16 protein-coding genes and 2 pseudogenes are annotated in these 19,849 nt (G+C 65.5%); 8 read left to right on the top strand and 10 right to left on the bottom strand.

Translation table 11 applies throughout. The annotated features are described in order from the left end of the window. Positions 1-168: 168 nt before the first annotated feature. From ABZ887_RS32895 to ABZ887_RS32885, 3 genes are all read left to right on the top strand, one after another. Positions 169-1,104: a hypothetical protein gene (locus tag ABZ887_RS32895; protein WP_361297351.1), complete on the top strand. Its 936-nt coding sequence runs from the start codon at positions 169-171 to the stop codon at positions 1,102-1,104. A gap of 10 nt (positions 1,105-1,114) precedes the next feature. After that, positions 1,115-2,059 (top strand): RNA polymerase sigma-70 factor, encoded by a 945-nt coding sequence (locus ABZ887_RS32890; RefSeq protein WP_361297348.1) that lies wholly within the window; start codon positions 1,115-1,117, stop codon positions 2,057-2,059. Positions 2,060-2,181: 122 nt separating this feature from the next. Next, positions 2,182-3,402, top strand: a complete 1,221-nt coding sequence (locus ABZ887_RS32885) for an FAD-dependent oxidoreductase (RefSeq protein WP_361297345.1) — start codon at positions 2,182-2,184, stop codon at positions 3,400-3,402. Positions 3,403-3,428: 26 nt separating this feature from the next. On the opposite strand, the pseudogene ABZ887_RS32880 reads toward ABZ887_RS32885, so the two are convergent. Next, positions 3,429-3,629: pseudogene (locus tag ABZ887_RS32880) on the bottom strand (antibiotic biosynthesis monooxygenase); the annotation flags it as partial. A gap of 22 nt (positions 3,630-3,651) precedes the next feature. On the opposite strand from ABZ887_RS32880, the gene ABZ887_RS32875 reads away from it, so the two are divergent. Continuing rightward, entirely contained in the window at positions 3,652-5,298 is a 1,647-nt protein-coding gene (locus ABZ887_RS32875; RefSeq protein ID WP_361297342.1) for a recombinase family protein, read from the top strand. Between the two features lie 148 nt (positions 5,299-5,446). Here ABZ887_RS32875 and ABZ887_RS32870 read toward each other — a convergent pair whose 3' ends face one another. From ABZ887_RS32870 to ABZ887_RS32850, 5 genes are all read right to left on the bottom strand, one after another. Then, complete coding sequence (locus ABZ887_RS32870) at positions 5,447-6,316, bottom strand: hypothetical protein (protein WP_361297339.1); 870 nt, start codon at positions 6,314-6,316, stop codon at positions 5,447-5,449. Between the two features lie 456 nt (positions 6,317-6,772). Then, a complete protein-coding gene (locus tag ABZ887_RS32865; protein ID WP_361297487.1) occupies positions 6,773-8,137 on the bottom strand; it encodes a replication initiator in 1,365 nt (454 codons plus the stop codon). 297 nt (positions 8,138-8,434) lie between these two features. After that, positions 8,435-8,632 carry a hypothetical protein gene (locus ABZ887_RS32860; RefSeq protein WP_361297336.1) on the bottom strand — a complete coding sequence of 66 codons (198 nt, stop codon included), beginning with the start codon at positions 8,630-8,632 and terminating at the stop codon, positions 8,435-8,437. Next, complete coding sequence (locus ABZ887_RS32855; protein ID WP_361297333.1) at positions 8,629-9,930, bottom strand: FtsK/SpoIIIE domain-containing protein; 1,302 nt, start codon at positions 9,928-9,930, stop codon at positions 8,629-8,631. The genes ABZ887_RS32860 and ABZ887_RS32855 overlap by 4 nt, the downstream gene beginning before the upstream one ends. Further along, positions 9,930-10,277: a hypothetical protein gene (locus ABZ887_RS32850; RefSeq protein ID WP_361297330.1), complete on the bottom strand. Its 348-nt coding sequence runs from the start codon at positions 10,275-10,277 to the stop codon at positions 9,930-9,932. Before ABZ887_RS32850 ends, ABZ887_RS32855 begins: the two co-directional genes overlap by 1 nt. A gap of 167 nt (positions 10,278-10,444) precedes the next feature. Between ABZ887_RS32850 and ABZ887_RS32845 the strand changes: the two genes are divergently transcribed. After that, positions 10,445-11,224 (top strand): GntR family transcriptional regulator, encoded by a 780-nt coding sequence (locus tag ABZ887_RS32845; protein WP_361297327.1) that lies wholly within the window; start codon positions 10,445-10,447, stop codon positions 11,222-11,224. A 410-nt stretch (positions 11,225-11,634) separates the two neighbouring features. Here the strand turns inward: ABZ887_RS32845 and ABZ887_RS32840 are convergent, their stop codons facing one another. After that, positions 11,635-11,931 (bottom strand): hypothetical protein, encoded by a 297-nt coding sequence (locus ABZ887_RS32840; RefSeq protein WP_361297325.1) that lies wholly within the window; start codon positions 11,929-11,931, stop codon positions 11,635-11,637. A 320-nt stretch (positions 11,932-12,251) separates the two neighbouring features. Continuing rightward, a complete protein-coding gene (locus ABZ887_RS32835) occupies positions 12,252-12,809 on the bottom strand; it encodes an ATP-binding protein (RefSeq protein ID WP_361297322.1) in 558 nt (185 codons plus the stop codon). Positions 12,810-13,012: 203 nt separating this feature from the next. Here ABZ887_RS32835 and ABZ887_RS32830 point away from each other — a divergent pair, with 203 nt between their 5' ends. Beyond that, positions 13,013-14,377, top strand: a complete 1,365-nt coding sequence (locus ABZ887_RS32830) for a tetratricopeptide repeat protein (RefSeq protein WP_361297319.1) — start codon at positions 13,013-13,015, stop codon at positions 14,375-14,377. Between the two features lie 11 nt (positions 14,378-14,388). Here ABZ887_RS32830 and ABZ887_RS32825 read toward each other — a convergent pair whose 3' ends face one another. Then, complete coding sequence (locus tag ABZ887_RS32825) at positions 14,389-15,309, bottom strand: aminoglycoside phosphotransferase family protein (protein WP_361297317.1); 921 nt, start codon at positions 15,307-15,309, stop codon at positions 14,389-14,391. A gap of 316 nt (positions 15,310-15,625) precedes the next feature. Here ABZ887_RS32825 and ABZ887_RS32820 point away from each other — a divergent pair, with 316 nt between their 5' ends. Continuing rightward, the gene (locus tag ABZ887_RS32820; protein WP_361297314.1) at positions 15,626-18,940 is read left to right on the top strand and encodes an NACHT domain-containing protein; all 3,315 of its coding nucleotides are present in this window, start codon (positions 15,626-15,628) and stop codon (positions 18,938-18,940) included. A 218-nt stretch (positions 18,941-19,158) separates the two neighbouring features. Here ABZ887_RS32820 and ABZ887_RS32815 read toward each other — a convergent pair whose 3' ends face one another. Beyond that, positions 19,159-19,488: an antibiotic biosynthesis monooxygenase gene (locus ABZ887_RS32815; protein WP_361297311.1), complete on the bottom strand. Its 330-nt coding sequence runs from the start codon at positions 19,486-19,488 to the stop codon at positions 19,159-19,161. Between the two features lie 98 nt (positions 19,489-19,586). On the opposite strand from ABZ887_RS32815, the pseudogene ABZ887_RS32810 reads away from it, so the two are divergent. Further along, a pseudogene (locus ABZ887_RS32810) lies at positions 19,587-19,812 on the top strand (e9imm peptide); the annotation flags it as partial. Positions 19,813-19,849: the final 37 nt, after the last annotated feature.

Genomic DNA, 19,849 nt, shown 5'->3' with positions numbered 1-19,849 from the left:
CCGGCAACAGCGACCCGGGTCGCCCGGACCGCCGTCGTCCGACGAGGGCGGGCGGATGCCCGGTATCACCCCTCCCCGGCATGTCGGTTCCATGCCAAGCTGGGTGGGCCGTGAGGGGCAGGGGGAGCGGACGTGAGCGCAGGGCGCCGGAGAGCGGTTCTACTCCTTGTGACGTTGGGGACGTTCGGCACGGCGCTGGCCGGGGCGTACGCGCTGACGGGGCTGTGGACGTCCCATGACTCGGCCGACCGGTGGGCGATCGCCATCGCCTTCGCCGTCGCGGCGTCCGGGGCGGTGGACAAGGCGGTGTCGCCCTGGGCCGACCAGGCCGTCCCGCCCGCAGAACCGCCGGCCGCCCAGGACGACGACCCGAGGGGAGACCCGCCCGCCCCTCCGCCGTCCCCGGACCCTTCCGACCCCGCGCCCTCCGGGGACCCTTCCGACCCCCCGCCGCCCGGGAACCCGTCGGGCGGCGGCCCGGACGGGGACCCTTCCGTGCGTACGCCGGAGCCGTCCGCTCCGGGACGTCGATTACGGGCCCGGGACCGGGTGACCACCGCCGTGGTGGCGGTGGCCGTCGCGGCCACGGCGAGCGGGATCGTCTACGCGGCGCTGGCACCGGACCACGACCACACCGGCACGGCTTCCTTGGCCTCTTCGTCCACCTCGGCCTCGGAGAGCTACACGCGGGTGTACGCCCACCGGAGGCTGTTCCTGAAGGACTACCACTACTACTTCGACCTGCGCGCCGGTGTGTCCGGCTCCGAGGAGACCGAGTGGAGCATCAGCACCAACTCGGGCCACGACGGTGACGGCGCCTTCGAGATCCAGCCGCTCACCGACGTGTACGTCGTGTCCGGCAAGGCGGCGCCGACCGCCGCACAGTGCGCCGCCAAGGCCGTCCACCACCCCGCCGAAGACATCCTGCACTTCCGCGACGCCCCGCCCGGCCGCACCTTCTGCCTGCGGGACACGACGAACGGCGACATCGCGGTGGTCGCGGTCCTCGACGTCGACCACGGCAACTACTCGACGACGGACACCGTCACCTACTACCGCTCCCACCGCCACCGCGGTCGGGCCGCCGCCGACCGGCAGGACTAGGATCCGGCCCATGGCGCTGACCGTGACCGACGTGGACCGGTTCGAGGCGGCCAGGCCGCGCCTGGCCGCCATCGCCTACCGGCTCCTCGGTTCCGCGAGCGAGGCCGAGGACGCCGTGCAGGAGACGTATCTGCGCTGGCAGGCCGCCGACACCGGCCGCATCGAGGTCCCCGAGGCCTGGCTGACGAAGGTCCTCACCAACCTCTGCCTCAACCAGCTCACCTCGGCCCGTGCCCGGCGCGAGACCTACGTGGGCCAGTGGCTCCCCGAGCCGCTGCTCGCCGGCGACCCGATGCTCGGCCCCGCCGACACCGCGGAACGGCGGGAGTCGGTGTCGTACGCCGTCCTGGTCCTGCTGGAGCGCCTCACCCCGGCCGAGCGCGCGGTGTACGTGCTGCGGGAGGCCTTCGACTACCCGCACCGGGAGATCGCCCGGATCCTCGACCTCACCGAGGCCGCCAGCCAGCAGATCCTGCACCGGGCCAGGAAGCACGTCGCGGAGGGCAGGGCCCGCACGGCGGTCGACGAGGCCGCCGCCCGGCGCATCATCGAGGAGTTCCTCGCGGCGGCCACCAGCGGCCGGACCGAGCCGCTGGTCCGGCTGCTCACCGAGGACGCCGTCGCGGTCGGTGACGGCGGCGGGAAGGTCCCGGCCGCGGCCAGGGCGTTCGAGGGTGCCGTCGCGGTCGCGAAGTTCATGCGGGGCCTGTTCAAGCAGGGCCCGGCCCAGCGGGCCCTGGCCGGCGGCTCCGTCGAGCTGTACGCCACGACCGCCAACGGCGGCCCCGCCCTGCTGGCGTTCGTCGGCGGCCGGGTCTTCGGCGTGATGTGCCTGGAGATCACCACCGAGGGCATCGCCGCGTTCCGCAACCAGGTCAACCCGGACAAGCTGGAGCGCGCGACGAGGCAGTGGGCGGCGACCGACCACGGCGCCCCGCTACTCCGCCTCTTCTGACCTGATGCGGGCTCTGATGTGAGCCGATGTGAGCCGCTTCACACCGCCCTCCTGTCAGGAAACGGCGGACCGCCCGGTTCAGGGGGCGACCCGCTGAAGAGCTGGATGACAGGAGCACGGACATGCAGCACCGCATCGTCGTCCTCGGCGCCGGATACGCCGGAGCCGTCGCCGCCGGCCGCCTCGCCCGGCGGCTGCGCCGCGAAGACGTCGCCCTCACCCTCGTCAACGCCGAACCCGACTTCGTCGAGCGCGTCCGGATGCATCAGCTGGCGACCGGCCAGGAGCTCAGGCCCCGGCCCTTCGCCGAGATGTTCGACGGGACCGGCGTGGAGCTGAGGCTCGCGAGGGTCACCGCCGTGGACGTCGACCGGAAGACGGTCACCGCCGAGGTGGCCGGCCCCGACGGGGACCACGCCCTGGAACTGGAGTACGACACCCTCGTGTACGCCCTCGGCAGCGCCTGGAACGACCAGGGCGTCCCCGGTGCCGCCGAGCACGCCGACCAGATCGCGAGCCGAGCCGGAGCGCTCCGGCTGCGCGAGCGCCTCGCCGGTCTGGCGGCCGGGGAGCCCGTCGTCGTGGTCGGCGGCGGCCTCACCGGTCTGGAGGCCGTGACCGAGATCGCCGAGGCCCGCCCGGACCTCGACGTCGCCCTGGCCGCCCGCGGCGCCCTCGGCGACTGGCTCTCGCCGAAGGGCCGCCGGCACCTGCGGAAGGTCCTGGACGGCCTCGGCATCACCGTGCACGAGCACACCGCCGTCACGGCCGTCGCGCCCGGCCACGTCAGCACGGCCGAGGGCACGGCCGTCCCGGCCGCCGTCACCCTGTGGACCACCGGCTTCGCCGTCCACCCGATCTCCCGGGCCACCGCCCTGGAGGTCACGGCCGCCGGCCGGATCGTCGTCGACCGGACCATGCGCTCGGTCTCGCACCCGGACGTGTACGCCATCGGCGACGCGGCCATGGCGACCGGCCCGGCCGGCAATCCGCTGCGCATGTCCTGCGCCTCGGGCCTCCCGATGGCCTGGCAGGCCGCCGACGCCATCGCGGCCCGCCTGACCGGCGGAAAGCTCCCGAACACCCCGCTGCGCTATGTCAACCAGTGCGTCTCGCTGGGCCGCGCGGAGGGCCTGATCCAGTACGTCACGGCCGACGATTGCGTCGTACGGGCGGCCCTGACGGGCCGGACCGCCGCCCTCTACAAGGAACTCATCTGCAAGGGCGCGGCCTGGGCCGTAGCCCACCCGACGCTCGGCCTCCCGGCCCGGCGCCGCCGCGCCGTCCCGCAACCGGCCCCGGCGCCGACGGACACCCCGCTCCCGACCACGACCCCGGCCTGACCGCACCCCACCGGCAGGGCCTACGGTCAGCCCTTGGGCCCTGCCGACTGCACCACCTCGAAGGACCACAGGGTCGAACCGGAAGCCGCCGGCTTCGGCCGCTCACCCTCCGCACCCCCCTGGTGCGCGGCCTTCATCGGCCCCTCCAACCACGCCTGGAAGGACTCCTCGTCCCTCTAACGCGTGTACACCAGGTACTGCTCGGTCCCCTCGACCGGGCACAGGATGTGCGGATGTACCTTACGAACCATGAGCGAAGATGACTTGGTCTCTCGCGCACAGTGGGGGAACTTAGAGAACCAGAACTGGGCAGTTCTAGTCCGCCTTTCCACCGACGAGGACGACGACGAGCCCGCCGGCGAACCCTCCGAGGGCGGGCAGCGACGCGGCCCCATGACCGGCCGCGACATCAAGAGCACCAAGGAGCAGGAGCGAGACGGCCGGGACTACATAGCCCGCCACGGCGGCACTTGCGTACACATCTACTATGAGCCCGACACGTCCGCATGGCGCAAGAAGCGCATCCGCCTGCCCGACGGCCGTGTCGTGTACCGAGTCGTCCGCCCCGTCTTCGAAGGCGCGTTGGAGGACCTCAAGTCCGGTCGGGCGCCCGAAGGCCAACGTCTCGACGGCCTGATCGTCTACGACATCGACCGCCTGACACGCGACAACCGTCACCTTGAAGACGCCATCGACGTCGTGGAGCGCCACCGACGGCCCATCATCGACATCAACGGCAGCCTTGACCTGCTCACGGAGAACGGACGCGCCACGGCTCGCGTGGTCGTGGCGATGAGCAACAAGCAGTCCGCGGACACCGCCAGGCGCGTCCGCCGTAAGCACCGGGCGTTGGAGCGCGAGGGGATCCCGACCGGGGGAGCACGACCGTTCGGCTGGCAGGCCGACAAGCGGACTCTGCACCCGGTCGAATCAAAACTCCTACGCGAAGCGGCACTTGCCATTCTCGGCGGTGCCCCGGTGCGCGCCTACCCGGTCCGCTGGAACGAGGCCGGCGTGACGACTCCGCGCGGAAGCGCGTGGAACCCCACCAAGCTCAAAATGGTGCTGCGCAATCCGCGCATATGCGGGATCCGTTCTCGCAAGGCGCGCACCCTCAACCCCGACACGGGAACCGAGAACGAACGGTGGGAGATCGTCTACGGGGACGATGGCGAACCGGTCCGTGGACAGTGGGACAGGATCATCTCCGTCGACCAGTGGGAAGCCCTGCTCGAAGTCATCGGCGAGAACATGCAGCCCGGCAACGGGCACAACGCCCGCAAGTACCTGTTGACCGGAACTCTCCGTTGCGACAAGGACGAGTGCGGCGCCGCCCACCGGGCGATGAAGGCCCCGAAGAGCGCCAACAAGCCCGAAGGGTTCTTCTACTACATGTGCCCGGACAAGGGGCAGGGCGGGTGCGGAGGCGGTACGAGGATCCCCGGTCCCGAGACGGACAAGGCGGTCACCGAGCTTGTGATCGCCAAGTACGAGGAGGAAGCAGCAGCACGTCAGGCCGAGGCCGCACCGCAGGAGTGGGATGGAGAGGAGGCACTGACACGCGTCCGTGAGGACATCGAGGAGACCAAGGAAGCCCGCAGGGAACGCCTCCTGACCAAAGAGCGCTACTTCGCCATGCTCCAGGAACTCACAGCTCAAGAGCGTCGGCTGACGCGGGACCGCAACCGCTGGATCAAACAGCAGTCTGCCGCACACGGAAAGCCGGTCGACCTTCGCGCGGAGTGGGAGGGACTCACCTTGCCAGAACAGCGGGCGTACGTGGAGCAGACCCTCACCGCGGTATTGGTCAGCCCGGCAGTCGGACGGCGCAAGCCAGTCCAGACTAGGTTGACCCCCCTCTTCCGGACGGAGGATGAGGCCTACGCCTCTGGCTGATAGCGACATCTGAATCTGGTGCTGACTGTGGTTCCGTGGTGACTGCGCCAGATACGCATCGCCTACAGAGGCCTCCGGCACACCACGGAATCGCTCACACAGCCTTCTGTCTGGGCGTGTGAGCGTGTTGAATGCCCTGATTCTGGACTCACGCCGGCTTCAGCTCGGCCCGGATGGTGGCGTCGTCCGGCAGCACGAGCACCACTCGTCCGGATTGCCAGTTGCGGGAGACGAGATAGAAGTGAGTGGGCGTTTTCGCAAGGGCGACGAAGCCGTCATAGCGGAATCGATAAGGGGCACTTCCGCTGCCTTGGTCCTTGACGGTGACGCCCGGAACACCGTGGGTGATCCTCACCCGCGAGTGAATCACAACAGATGGCTCGTCTTTGAAACCGTTGTCTGCGTCGATGCGGGCAGCAGTCCAGCCACTGAACATCGCGTAGCGGGTCATGTAGGTGAACAATGCGGCCACTGCCAACACGACCAGCATCACCTCAGCCACGAACCACACCCGTTTGCCGGTCGGCTGACGCTTGTCCGGGTTACCCCAGTCTCCAGGACTTAGCCGGAGGCCGAACAGCCACAGCGACGCTCCCAGAGCTACGACAAGGGGTGCCCACAGCCAAAGTGATTTCCACGCCGAGGCCAGGCGCGATGCTCCGGCCGCCGAGTCCGAGAGCATCCAGGGGATCAACAGCGAGACAGCCATGCTGGGGTACATGAACCACCTGGCCACCACGCGGCGCCGGGCCTCATTCCGGGGGCCTGCCAGCGCATGGTTGATCAGTAGCAGGTACATCGCCAGGATCAAGCCAAGGACGGACAGGGTGCAAAGCGGTAAAAAAATCGCCTGCGGGCTTTTCGTCAAGTAGCCCTGCACGGACATCTGGAGATCGCGCGCTGGCACCCCGAAGAAGGAGTAGTACGCATCTGTGTACGTGCTGCCGTAAAAGTAGAGCAAGCCGATCACGAGCGTTCCCGGCGCGAGGATGCGTGCCGCCTTGTCTAGCAACGACATCCACCGTGGAGGACCCGGCCGCGACAGCCGGTCCCCCCTGGGGCCACGCACGCGCGGGCCCCGGCGCCGCGGCGGGTGCTGACGTCCGCCGCCCTGGGAATCGGGCATGATCGCAATGTGACCGGCCATGCCCCTGGCCAAACACCGAGCCACTCCATCCGGCTGACGGCGACTTGGCAGTCAAAGCGGATGCTGACGGGCTGGTGCCCGCGCTGCCAAGCTGTGCGAGCCGGAAGCCTGCGTGGGCGACGAGTATCTGGGGTAGCCCTCACGCAATTGCGGCCCGAGCCGTTTTCAAGAATCCCCATCATGGCGAGGGCTGAGGAGAACTCGGGCGCCGGGTAGTGACGTCCAGTCGAAGTGTGACGTTCACCCGTCGCCACTTCCGCTCCGACCAACGCGGCGCATTGCGAGCGTGCGCTCGTGCCCATTCCCGCAACTCTTGATCCGGGTCGTTCACCAGACGGCACCCCCGTCGGCGATACGCGCCTCAGTGCGTGCAATCTCCCGGTTGAGGAGGATGTCGGAGGCAACGCCAGCCGCTATCAGTGCAGCGCCGGGGGTGTGGCCAGAGCCGACGTAGCGCCATTGCCGTTCACTGGTCACATCGGGCACTTCGAGATGGCCCATGTGGCGGGCGCGTTCGGCGCGGAGTGCTGCGTAGGTAGTCGAGTAGGCCCGGGACTTGGTGAGGATGTGGCCCCGATAGCCAAGGGTATGAGTCCAGGAGCGAAGGCGGAGAGGCTCGTACTCGGGGAGGCGGCCGAGGCGCCAGCAGGTCCGCATGAGGGAGCGGACGTGTTCGCTCACGGGTGCCGACTCGATGTCCACCTGGTCGGTGACGGGGTGATCGAGGCCGGCGCCTGTCTCGCCGGCTCCCTTGGTGACGTACTTGGCGACGTACGCGGCCACCGCGTCATCGTCGGGGGTGTCGCCGTTCGTGCGCAGTGGCCGGGCGTCGACCTGGGCACCCCAGCGAAGAGTCAGTTCCCCCGCGGCCGGGCTGTAGGGGGTGTGGACCAGGACCCGTCGGGCGGAGGCGCGTACCGCGTCGATGAGCAGTTCCGGTGTGCCCCAGGCCGGGGGCTGGTCTTCCGGGCCGTTAGGGCCGTCGAGGCGTACGACGGCATGGACGTGGACGGCCGCGCGCTTCTGGTACTCGGCGACGCGGGCGAAGGACAGCCGGGCGTGCTGGGTGAAGCTTGATTGCACGAGGTCGGCGGAGGTGGCGAGGCGCCGGCGGACGTCGATGACAAACCGGTCCCACAGCTTGGAAGCGTGCGCGTGCCACAGGACGTGGGCGGTGTAGTCGTAACAGTCGGGGCAGAGCGGTTGTCCGACGACACCAGCGCCCGGGGCATGGACGGCGCCGCAGCCGAAGGGCCGCCCGTGTGCGCAGGTTCCGCCTTCGCGGCGGGGGCGGCACACCTCCCCGGTCCGGTGCACAGCGCCGAACGACGGGGCGGTCAGGGTGACGAAGAGCCGGGGGCGGTGGCGGACCGTCTCGGGGATGTTCTTGCCGCCGAGGAGGCCTGCGCGGACGAGGTGGTAGGTGTCGCCAGCGTGGAGGCGGGAGCAGGCGGGGCAGATGGTCGCACGGCGGTTGCGGCAGCGGACGAGGAGACGTTCACCGGGTTCGGTGCGGGTGTCGTAGTGGTGGAGGATCTCGCCGGTTGTGCCGTCCAGGGTGGTGGTGGAGCCGGAGAGGTGGACGGGGTGGGCGCAACCGCCGGTTGCGGTGATCTGTTGAAGCCAGCGGGGGAATTGCGGGTCTTGGGCGAGGCGGATGGCGTCGCGGTCGGTTTCGGGGAGCTGACGCAGGCGCGCCGCGCGGTCGAGGGCGGCGCGCCTGCCGGCCGGGGTGAACTCCGGGGTAATGGTGGTGACCTTCCGGGGTGAGCCGCCGAGGCGGCACGCTGGGTGGGTGGTGGTGCGCCGTTGTCCATGGGGTTGTCCCTTCGGCGGTCCGGTGGATGGGTTGTGGGTCAGCGGATGGTGCCGGTGCCACGGCAGATGCGGCAGCGCCGGAGTCGTCCGGTCCAGGTCTTCCGTGCTCCGTCGCCCTTGCAGTACGGGCACCTCACGCGAGGCATGGGCATGGTGGTGGTCCCTTTCTGCTCAGGTGTGGGAGAAGCCGCTGATGGCCCAGGTGACGAGTTCATGCACGGTCAGGCCCACGGGGGTCTGGCCGACGTAGAGGCCGAAGAGGCCGACGCAGACGGCTTCCCAGGGGCGGACGTCGCGGGATCGGACGAGGAGGACGGTGATGATCCCGAAGATCACCGCGAACCCGTAGGCCGTACCTTCGCTGATCACTTGTCGTCTCCTTCCGGCACCGCGAGGACGCGGACCAGGACGGGCAGTTCGGGGGTGAGAGCGGCGTACTTGCGGGTGACGGCTATGGCTTCTTCAGTGGGAGTGAGGTGGGAGCGGGCGCGGCTCCAGCCGCCGTCCGGGCCGGAGCACACGGCCACCCCGCGTTCCTGAGCGGTGATGGACTGGGCGACGGCGATGGCGTCCTTGTTGAGGTCGCCGAGGGCCATCTCTGCCGTGCCGGGGTCGTTGACGCGGTGGCAGATGCGGCCGCTGAGCTGGGCGCGTAGGGCGGTGACGCCAGGGCCGAGGTCGGAGCCGACGCGCTGCCCGGCGACGACCAGGTGCAGGCCGAGCGCGGCCCCGAGCTGGGCCAGCCGGAGGAGGAGCGTGGAGCACTGCTCGGCCTCCGCCTTGCTCTCGCGGGTGCCGTCGGACAGGTACAGTTCGGCGATCTCGTCGACGATCACGACGATCGGGACCGGGCGGAGCTTGTCGGGGAGCTCCCAGATCGAGCGGACGCCGGCCGACCGGCACGCACTCATCCGGTCCCGCATGTCAGCCGCCAGCGCGAACAGCACGGTGACCGCCTCCTTCCGGCAGGTAGCCAGCGCGCTCAGCCGGTCGGCGAACAGGCCGAGTTCCATGCCGCCCTTGCAGTCGATCCCGACCAGGGCGACCCGCTGCCGGGCCAGCTGCGTGATCAGCCGGGCCAACAGCGTGGACTTGCCGGAACGGGTCGCCCCAACGATCAGCCAGTGCGGCACGAGCCGAAGGTTCATGACCCAGGCGCCGCCGGACTCCATGACACCGATCAGCGCGCTGAGGAGTTCGGCCGGCGCGGTGGCTAAGCCGGGCCGCTGAAGCGGGTCGGTGGCGGTCGCGGTCAGGAGCACGAGCCCGCGTTCCGGCGAGGTGACCCGCACGGCATGCACCTTCCAGGCGTGCACCAGGGCATCCGCCGCTTTCATGTAGGTAGCCGGGGTCTGCCCCGCGTGCAGGCGCACGGACACGGTCAGACCCAGGCGGGTGGCGCGGGGGAACGAGGCCCGCGGGATGATCGGCCGGAGCGGGTCGCCCTTGACGACCAGGTCGCCGAGGAGCCCGCGGGGCGGGCGCCGGGACACGGACAGGTCGTTGAGCATCGCGACCTTGCGCCAGGTCGCCAGCACCCGGAAGGTGGTTGCCGGGTAGCCGGCGAGGTACCAGTGCCAGACCGGCCGGTGCCGGCGCACCAGGTCACCGACGACCAGCATCCAAGCCAGCACGGTGAGAGCGAACGCGATCAGGATGGGTCCCATCAGGCGTCACCGCTCTTGCTCTGCACAGGGGTTCCGTGCACGGCCGTTATGGCGTCGGCGCGGAAGCTGACGCCGTGGCGGTCGCCCATCGACCACATGAACGCGGTCAGTCCGGTGACCTTGACGATCTGACCTTCCTCGATGCCCTTGGGCGGGCCGCTGACGGCGATCTCGATGACGGAGATCCGCCGCCCGTCCTGCCGCACGGTCACGGCAACGGTCCAGACCGGATTGCCGTCCCGGTCCCTCTTCACCTCCTGTGTCTCGCTGTTGTTGATCTTCGCTTCGGGCGCGATGGCGCACCGCAGTACGCCCAGCCGCGCCGTGTCCACGGGAATGGACTGCATTTCTTCGGCCTCCCTGGCCAATCAAGACGCCAGACTCACTCTGACGTCACTTGTCCTTACGAGTTATGACTATGGAGCCCTGTACGGCGAGAGCGCAAGTACTTATGCTGACGAGTGACGCCGCGCGTGCGACGTGCCTACGACCCCGACCCGCCGGAGATACTCAGATGCCGGAGATCCAGCGCCCCGGAGCCCTCTACCAGCAGGTGGCCGCCGCGATCCGCGAAGCGATCCTGTCGGGCGAGTTCGCTCCCGACTCCCTCTTGCCGTCCGAAGCCCAGCTCATGACCCGCTACGGCGTATCCCGCCCCACCGTCCGCAACGCCATCGCAGCCCTGCGAGCGGAAGGCCTGATTGACGTCCGGCACGGCAAGGGCAGCTTTGTCCGGTCCGACGGGCAGCCGTCGCTGACGATCGAGCGCCGGATCAGCCGTACGCCTGATGGCAAGTTCGTCATGCCCAACGGCGACGTATGGCAGGAAGGCGAAGAGCCCAGCGCCTACCGCACGCACACCACGAAGGCCACCGGCCGACTCCTCCAACTCGCCGAGGAAGAAGCCCTGTTCGGCTGTGACCGGTTGCTTCTCGATCCCGGCACGGGCACGCGTGCGATGCACCGCACCCTGATCCCGTTCGCCGTCGCCGACATGGTTCCGGCACTCGCCGAAGACCCGTACAAGCGGTCGGGTGCCCTCTACCGGCAGCTCACCGAGGACGGCCACAAGCTCACCTGGTCCGAGACCGTGCGCGCCCGCATGCCCCTGCCCGACGAGCGCACCACGCTCCAGCTCCCCGACGCGACGCCGATCCTGCACCTGGCCCGCGTCACCCACGACACCGACGACCGGCCCCTGATCCTCGAAGAACTCCGCATCGGTGCCGACCGAGCCGAACTCGCCTACCGGATCACCGCCGACAAGCAGCCCACGCGACGCACCCGCGCCTGAGCACCGACGAGGCGGATCGGTCGAAACAGTCTTCGCTTCCTCAAGGGCGCGCCTTCGGCGCGCCGGGGCGCCCGGCCGCCCCGGCCGGGCGTGCGGCGTGGCCGCCGGTCCCGTCCGGCCGGCAGACGCCCCCGCCCGCAGCACGCCCAAGGAGTCGAGGCACCGACCGGTCGTCGCAGGCCGGGGTGTGGTGGGCTGGGGGTCGCAGGCCTCCGAGACTTTAGGCAGCTCCCATGGGGCGAGCCTCGAAGAACAGGGGGCCGATCGGGCTATTGCGGGCAGGTCCAAGGACTGCCCGATCCGCTGGCGAGCGTAAGGCCCCCTGTTCACTCGCCCCATGGCAGCTACCGCCCAAAGTCTCTGCGGCCGGCGACGTGCCCACGCGCACCACTCACCAGCGAGAGGGCGCCTCACGCTGCACCGCCGTCGCCATCCACACGCGCCTCCAGGCACTGGGCGAGGCGCTCCACCGCACCAGGCCAGCCCGCCAGCCGTACGACACCGCGCCCGTCCTCGTTCGTCGAGGCGACAGCCCGCACAGCGGACAGCTCGAAGCCCATGCCCAGGAGCGCCCGGTTCAAGCGATCGGCCGACTCTCGTGCCTCACGCCACCCCGCCATGTAGTCGACTCCAGATGCCCAGAACCCGAAGTCCGTACCCGGGACGTCGGGCCAGTCACTCAGCCAACCCTCACCGGAGCCAGTCACCTTGCCCACCTCTACCCTGATCTAGGTAACGGATCGTCAATTTCCTTACACCAGGGCAGAAATGCAGCACGACGGCCCCGGTACCATCAGGCACCGGGAACCGTCGCGTTCCCAGCCGGGCCACCCATCGCTTTCCAGGGCTGACAGGGTGGCCCGGCCTTATCGGGTTATGAAGCGCGACCCCCGGGAGGGGGAGCCCCCCCCGGGGCCTTCCAGTGATCGCGCTCCTTGGCCGAAGTGGTCAGACTTCGGCCGGTTTCCGGCCCGCCGCCTACTCCCGATCGCGTGGGAGTGATGTGGGGACGGCGGACCGGAGATCATCAGTACGGTTTGTGCTCAGCTCCGCCGTCCAGGTCGAAGCGGCACCAGACCGTTTTGCCCCCACCCTCTTTCGGCGTCCACCACACCGCCGCCGCCATCCGCTGAGTGAGCATCAGGCCACGGCCGCTGTCAGCCAGGACCGCCTCTGAGAACTCCGTCACCAACTCCGGCGAGTAGAAGTCCCCCATGGGCAGGAGCGGGGGCGTCGAGTCCTCATCCGCAACTCCGATGAACAGCCACTTCGGGTAGAGCTTGTAAACGACGTCGATGCGCCGGCATCCGCCGGGATGGGACCGATGACGGTCCGGCACCGCATGGTTCACCACGTTCCCGACCAGTTCCGAGACGGCGAGTTGGGCGTCATACACGAGGTCATGCGGAACCGCGCCGCGCAGGAAGACGGTCGCCGTGTCGCGGGCGATACGACCCGTGTCACCGAACTCGGCGAAGAGCGTCACAGTCATGAAGCTCCCGCCGGAGGACGGATCCGGCGCCACGAACCAGTGAGCGTATGCATCCAGCTCACTCATCACGTGCTTGGTTTTCCCCGCGTCCATCGTGTCCCTCCGGCAGCTCTCACGTCTCCGCTTGCTTCACGCAAGCCAGTACACGGCGCAATGGACGTCACCGGGAGCGTTCACCAGGGGGTTCACGTGAACACCGGCAAAGACAAGGGGGGTTCACCAATGAACCCCCCCCCAGGGCGACACCGCCGTGACACGATGGACACTCGCAGTCATTCTCGGGTTGGCAGGGGAGCATGAACCGAGAGCCCAACGCGCAGTTGATCTCCCTCATGGATGAGGCGGGGTTTTCCAACAAGGGCCTTGCCAAGCGCATGCGAGATCTCGCGCAGCAGCGCGGCAGCACACTCGGAACGACCCACGTCGCCGTACAGCGTTGGCGGGATGGAGCGGGTATCCGGACGGAGGCAGCCGCAGTCATGGCGGACGTGTTCGCCTCCAAGTTGGCACGCCGCATCACTCCGGGAGATCTCGGCCTGTTCGGAGCCCCGGAGCCGGCCGCACCCCAGCCCGTTGCGTACACCGCCCTCTTGCCCGACGCCCTGACAGCGCTGGAAGATCTTTCCGAGGAGCGCACCGAGCCGGGTTCGGGCAGCCTTCTGATCGTCCCAGACGGGGATATAAACGCCGCAGTTCTTTCGTGGATGGTGGCCCGTCCGGACGGAGTGGACGCCGACAGGCACACTGCCCAGCGTGTTGGAATGCGCGACGTACGCGCGATCCGCACCGCTACCGAGATGTTCATGCGCCTGGACTTCCTGTACGGCGGCGGCCACGGCCACAAGGCGTTAAGGCACTATTTTCGACACGAAGTATTACCCCTACTGAATGCCAGCTACTCGGAAAAAGTCGGCCATGCCCTCTTCACGGTGACCGCGGAGACTGCCGAAGTCCTGGGGTGGATGGCGTACGACATCGGGAATCACGGACTCGCGAACCGCTACCTCCTCCATGCCCTACGACTCACCCAGGTCACCGGCGACCGGATGTTCGGCGCATCCGTCCTGGCCAATCTCAGTCACCAGGCGAACTACCTGGGGCACACGTCACGCGCGTTGCAGTTGGCGCGATCCGCAGTCGAAGGCGCCAAGGACAGCGCAACACCACGCGCCAAGGCGATGTACGCGATCCACGAGGCCCGCGCCCTATCCAGCGCCGGAGACCTCACCGGAGCGTCACGCGCGATGAACGAAGCAGAACGCCACTTCGAGGGAGCCACAGCCGATGACCCCGAATGGCTCGCCTACTTCGATGAAGCAGAACTAATCGGCGAGTTCTCCCACTGCTTTCGCGACCTCAAACGGCCAGCCGAGGCACTCCGATTCGCTGAAAAAGCCGTCGCAAAAATCGATCCACAATACGCGCGCACACTGGGATTTTGCCGCATGGTACTCGCGGAGAGCCACATCCTGAACGGCGAACTGGACAGCGCAATCGTCGCAGCCACCCAGGCAGTTGAAGAAGGCGAATCACTGCAATCGGCTCGATTCCTTCGCTACGTCACAGACTTTCAGCAAGGAATCAGTACCCACTCAGGAACGCCGATCGTGAAACAATTCAACAACCGAGTCTCCGAAGCACTGGCCAGCTTGGACGAGTAGGCGCTACGCGCTCAGTAGGGGAGCCACCGGCGCGGTGCACCCTCGTCTCGCAACGACGCGATCCGACGCGCGAACTCCGCGGCTACCTTCTCGCCCTCAGCCACGTTCTGCATGAGCCAAGTAGTCATTTTGAACTCCTGGACGTCACACAGCGTACCGAAGCCCGGCCACGACCTCAGGTCGCGCCCGTAGGCGCCTACGAAGGCGGCATACTGCTCCTGCGTCACCCAGCCCAACCGGTCGTACTCGTGCGCCGCCACCTCAAGATCCCATTCCGGGTGATCAACGCAGAAGTTCTCGAAGTCGATCAGGTACACGACGCCATCCCGACCCACCATCAGGTTGTCCGTGTGAGCGTCCCCGTGCACCGGCCCCACCGACGACTCGAACCGCAGCCCCGCCAACTGCTCCTTTAGTTCCTGCCCCCGCTTGCACAGGAAGTCGAGATCGTCATCAGCTACCCCGACACTCCGCTCAAGCCGCAAGTCCGAACGCCCGAAAGCGTCGTATCGAGGTAGGTCCAAGCCATCAGGCAGCGTCAGCGAGTGAAGATCCCGCAGGACGGCACCCAACTCCCCATAGGTAGCAGCACGGCCGTCTTCAACAATCAGGTGCCAGAAGGTCACCGGGTGCCCATCGACCATGACCGCCTGCTCAAGGTCATTGACCACACGAGCCGCCGGAAACCCCTCACCCGCCAGCCAGCGCGATACGGCAACCTCTCGACGCACGGACGGCAGGTACTCGACCGAGCGGGCGATACGCACGATCACCGGAGCCGAGGCCAGTCTGAAGAGAGCGTTCTCCCCTAACCTGATCAACTCTGCGTCGGCGGCATCGAGCCCGACCAGCCGGCAAGCGCCAGCCATCACACGTGTTGCCCCTGCCGACGTGAACGCTTCTTCCGACCCCCGAGCAGCGTCAACCGCCATGCCCGAACCAGCTCCCCTAGTCGCGCGCGATCAACCTGCGCACGCCCACGGGTGACCAACCCGACGTGCACCGGACACACGTTGAGGACAGTACCCAGAGCAGACCATCTCAGCGAGGGCCGGAGCCCTCAGCTTGAGAAGCGGTGATCATTTACGACCGGTTTGGCGCTGACCTGGTCGAATGGCAGGTGAGGGGTCACGTTGGCCTCAGTTTCACCATGATTCTCTGCTCGCACTGATTCTTCCGATTCCTCCACGATGATGTGGTGACGCTGGCATACTCATGCTGAGTTGCTTCAGAGTGGGGGCTGAGGGCATGGCTTTGCTTGAGACCGCAGCTGTGAGTGCTGGTCGAGTGGTTGTTGATCGGGCGGGTCGGCAGTGGCTGTCGAATCGCAAGAATGCGGCGGATCGCAACAAGCCCCTTACTGAACTTATAGGGATAAATTTCCGGGACGCTTTTTCCCGTCGCCGACTTGAGCGTCAACTGGAGGATATCTCCGACTCTGTGGCAGAGCGAATTAAGGCAATGTCTGAAATTGAATATAGATCGCTCGGCGAAAATGATAAACTGGCCGCAATAGTCGAGGCAACTCGGGCTCTGTCTCAAGCCGACCTGTCAGATGACTCCGTACTTCAGGCTGATGCTGAGGGAACTAACTTAGCCCGATCCATTATCTCAGAAAATCGGGAAAGTTTGGTACGCCTGGGACTTCCGGAAGCAGGGGAAAGGTTCTATGAACTAGTCGTTCAAGAGTGCTGCGAATGCCTGATGCAGATTGTGCAGCTCCTCCCTCAGTACACTGCAAGAGCCACGAGCGAGGCCTTGAGTCGACTTTCTGTAATTTCTGCAAATGTGTCACTAGCGCTTGACCGCATACCCGTTCGGCGATTGGATTCACCGGACGGTCAGGAATTTGATGGCGAATTCAAAAACCGCTATCTGCGCCTGCTGGCAGACTCGTTGAGCGAGGTCGAAGTTTTCGGTGTGCCGGTAAATAACTTCACGCCACGCGCAACTTTGAGTATCGCTTACATAAGCCTCAGCGTTACCAGCGAATGGGAGTCCGAGGAAGGCGAAGACTCGGACGTGAAGCCCGGCTCCGAAGGGCCAGCGGACATACTGGGTGCCGGGAAATCCTTGCGCGTAGAAAGCGTGCTAGCAGGGAGCACCCGTAACCTTATTAGAGGTGAGGCCGGCTCAGGGAAGAGCACACTCCTCCACTGGATTGCAACATCCGCATCCCGTTCTACGTTTAAGCGCGAGCTGGCGTCATGGAATGGTATGGTTCCCTTTCTCATTAAACTGCGCAGTCATTCAGACGGGGAGCTGCCTGCTCCAGAGGAATTTGTACGTGCCACAACCCCGAGCATTTCCGGAATAATGCCTGCAGGTTGGGTTCATAGGCAACTCGCAACCGGACGTGCGCTTCTTCTGGTTGATGGAGTGGATGAACTTCCAGGACGACGACGTCCGAAAGTCAGGGCATGGCTGAGGTCGCTGATCACAGCATACCCGGATCTCCGAATAGTCGTTACTTCGCGCCCGTCTGCTGCGGCTTCTTCCTGGCTGGACTCTGAAGGTTTTTGGTCGGCTCAACTGGAACGCATGACGTCGGCCGATGTACGAGAATTCATTTCTCATTGGCACGCAGCAGTTATGGATTCAGGGGTATATCCCTGTAAACCGAGTGAACTTCCTGGCTACCAGAGGGCTCTTTTGCAGAGACTCAGTAGTCAGCCGCATTTGCAGGCGCTGGCCACAACTCCGCTTCTCACCGCCATGTTGTGTGCGTTGAATCTTGACCGCCGTATGCAGCTGCCCCGGGACCGTATGGGCCTCTACGCAGCGGCCCTGGAAATGTTGCTTGAGAGGCGAGATGCCGAGAGGCAAATTCCCAGTTATTTTGAAGTCTCACTGGAGAGGCGTCAGAAGGTTTTGATTCTCCAAGATCTTGCTTGGTGCCTCTCCATGACTAATCGCTCCGAGATGGCTAAAAATGCCGTTCAACGACGCGTGCAAGAGAAGATCAAGGCAATGCCACATCTCAATCATCCGGCTGAGGCCGTTCTTGATCATTTGATCCAACGGAGTGGCTTAATTAGGGAACCGGTCCTTGGGAGAATTGATTTCATTCATCGGACATTTCAAGAGTACCTGACTGCTAAGCAGGCCTCTGAAGATGGCGACGTTGAGCCTTTGGTTGCCAAAGCACACTTGGATCAATGGCGCGACACCGTTATTATGGCCACAGGGCATGCAAATAGTCCATTGAGGCGCGAACTCGTTGATGGCCTGCTATGTCGGATCGAAGCTGAGCCAAGATACCGGAGATCTTTGCGACTGCTGGTGTCAGCCTGTTTTGAGACCATGCCTGACGTACCACGCGATCTATCCAGCAGGCTTGACGAGTGTTTGAGTAGCCTAATTCCGCCGAGAAGTGAAAGTGAGGCGAACTCACTACCGAGAGCTGGAGATGCGGTACTGCGCTTCTTCCCTAATAGCCTGTCAGGTCTGAAGGAGGGCACTGCCGCCAATGTAGTGAAGTCTGCTTATTTGATTAACGGTCCTGAAGCTCTAGAGCTCCTGAGCGGGTATGCGTCGGATTCTAGGGCGCTGGTTCAGCAGCAGCTGGTACTGGGTTGGGATCACTATGACTCTGAGGAATATTCCCAGGAAATCGTTTCACGCATCCCTTTGAATGACGGAGTTCTGACCCTAGGTAACTCTGAGCACCTTTCGTTTGTGCAAGACCTACCTCAAGTTCGGGCATTGGAATTTGACGGCATAGTGCCCGATGCTTCGATGTTGGAGCCAGTTCGTGGTCTGACAAAAAGGTTTCACGGAGAAATAATGGACGCCGACCATAGTGAACTTGGAAATCATTCACGCCTTGAAGATATTATCTTGGTAAGCGATGAAATCGAAGACCTTAATTGGGTGGAACGTCTTCCCAGCCTAAGTCGGTTCCGTGTCTGGGTTGAAGGGATGACGGACCTCGACCCCCTGCGTACGTTGGATCTGCATTTGCTCGGCCTGGGGCATCTTGCAGAGGTGCGGGACTTTGAACCCGTCTGGGGCCTGGAGAGGTTGAATTGGCTTATTCTGCGAAAATGTAGCCAACTTCGGGATGTAGGCCCATTGGCCCGCCTTGGGGGTTTGCGGACTCTCGTTCTGGAGAGTCCGGGTGGCCTGCAAGGATTGCGTGATGCTCTGGGGTCATGCGAGGTGGAATGGCTGGGGATTCAGGAATATGACGCCGGCGTTCCATTGTCGGAATTCAATAGCTCGTCTATTGAAGTTCTCGATCTTACCGGGACTAAGGTAATTGATTCTGGCGAGCCCCTCAAAATGCCGAATCTAAGACATCTCTATCTGGATAAGTGGCAGGGGCGTGAGCTTCCGGGGATTAGTTCACTCAAAAGCCTCTCCAAGGTTTCGATAGATCACGCTAGCAATCTTGAGGACATCTCGGAAATTCTAGAACTTCCGAACGTGAAGCATGTTTCGCTGAATGGCTGTCCTGATGGTCTCGACTTGAAGCCGTTGACCTCGAAAGGCGTAAAAGTTTTCAGCCCTGGTCGTCAACGTGCGAGGGTGTTGGCTCGCCGTGCCGTTCCAACGGACTGATTGCGGCGTGGGTTGATGGCCTCAGCCACTATGTAGCCCTCTCTTTCGGCAATCGGCTGGTTGCTGTTATGTGGTACGGGCGCTAACCGGTCCGGAGCAGGGAGGATAGCGTGCGCAGCAGGCCCGTCCAGCGCGACGGGGGAATAACGAGGGAACTTGATCGGGGTTAGTCTGCGGGTCGGGCCTTCGCTGGCAGCGAAAACTTATCGGCCGCTGAGCTAAGCGTTCTTGGGTTCGGCCTGCTGGACCACTTCGAAGGACCACAGGCTTGAACCTGAAGCGGCTGGCTTCGGCTTCTCGCCGCTTCCTTCACCACTACCTTGATGCGCCGCCTTCATGGGCCCCTCCATCCACGCCTGGAAGGACTCCTCGTCACGCCACCGCGTGTAGACGAGGTAGCTGTCGGTGCCTTCGATCGGACGGAGAAGCTCGAACCACTCGAACCCGTCGGAGCTCTCCACGGCGTGGGCGCGATGGGCGAACCGCTTCTCCAGCGTCTCCCGTTGCTCGGCCGGCACTTCCAGTACGTTGATCTTGACTACGCTCATGCCCCCATCCTGCCGCAGAATTGATCAGGAGGGCGTGAGCGACCGGGACCTGTTCGGGCGATCACGCATCCCGTTAGGGTGACTCGGCGGAGGGGCTGATGACTGCTGTGGGGATGAGTCGCGCGGAGGCTGTCGCGCTCATGCAGCGGATCATGCAAGCGCAGTACGCCTCAGACGATGAGGTGGCCGACTGGCTGGACAGGCTCGGCGGAGTCCTGGCATGCCCTTCCGATCATGTCCGGCTTGATCTTCTGGCCACCGGGGCGGGAGCCTTCAGCTGATGAGGTGGTCGATCAGGCTATGGGGTATCGGCCGATCGCTTTGCGAGGTCGGGACTCAACGGTACGGCGACAGTGGCGCC

This window comes from Streptomyces sp. NPDC047061, from assembly GCF_040643955.1.
Classification (GTDB): Bacteria; Actinomycetota; Actinomycetes; order Streptomycetales; family Streptomycetaceae; genus Streptomyces.
Note: the sequence above shows the minus strand (reverse complement) of the source record. Positions and strands in the feature narration are given on the sequence as shown.

What these genes read in the sequence shown, in the direction of transcription:
- ABZ887_RS32890 (WP_361297348.1), top strand. Translation starts at nt 1,115, where the DNA reads ATGGCGCTGACCGTGACCGACGTGGACCGGTTCGAGGCGGCCAGGCCG.
- ABZ887_RS32885 (WP_361297345.1), top strand. Translation starts at nt 2,182, where the DNA reads ATGCAGCACCGCATCGTCGTCCTCGGCGCCGGATACGCCGGAGCCGTC.
- ABZ887_RS32875 (WP_361297342.1), top strand. Translation starts at nt 3,652, where the DNA reads ATGAGCGAAGATGACTTGGTCTCTCGCGCACAGTGGGGGAACTTAGAG.
- ABZ887_RS32870 (WP_361297339.1), bottom strand. Translation starts at nt 6,316, where the DNA reads ATGTCGTTGCTAGACAAGGCGGCACGCATCCTCGCGCCGGGAACGCTC.
- ABZ887_RS32855 (WP_361297333.1), bottom strand. Translation starts at nt 9,930, where the DNA reads ATGGGACCCATCCTGATCGCGTTCGCTCTCACCGTGCTGGCTTGGATG.
- ABZ887_RS32850 (WP_361297330.1), bottom strand. Translation starts at nt 10,277, where the DNA reads ATGCAGTCCATTCCCGTGGACACGGCGCGGCTGGGCGTACTGCGGTGC.
- ABZ887_RS32845 (WP_361297327.1), top strand. Translation starts at nt 10,445, where the DNA reads ATGCCGGAGATCCAGCGCCCCGGAGCCCTCTACCAGCAGGTGGCCGCC.
- ABZ887_RS32835 (WP_361297322.1), bottom strand. Translation starts at nt 12,809, where the DNA reads ATGGACGCGGGGAAAACCAAGCACGTGATGAGTGAGCTGGATGCATAC.
- ABZ887_RS32830 (WP_361297319.1), top strand. Translation starts at nt 13,013, where the DNA reads ATGAACCGAGAGCCCAACGCGCAGTTGATCTCCCTCATGGATGAGGCG.
- ABZ887_RS32825 (WP_361297317.1), bottom strand. Translation starts at nt 15,309, where the DNA reads ATGGCGGTTGACGCTGCTCGGGGGTCGGAAGAAGCGTTCACGTCGGCA.
- ABZ887_RS32820 (WP_361297314.1), top strand. Translation starts at nt 15,626, where the DNA reads ATGGCTTTGCTTGAGACCGCAGCTGTGAGTGCTGGTCGAGTGGTTGTT.
- ABZ887_RS32815 (WP_361297311.1), bottom strand. Translation starts at nt 19,488, where the DNA reads ATGAGCGTAGTCAAGATCAACGTACTGGAAGTGCCGGCCGAGCAACGG.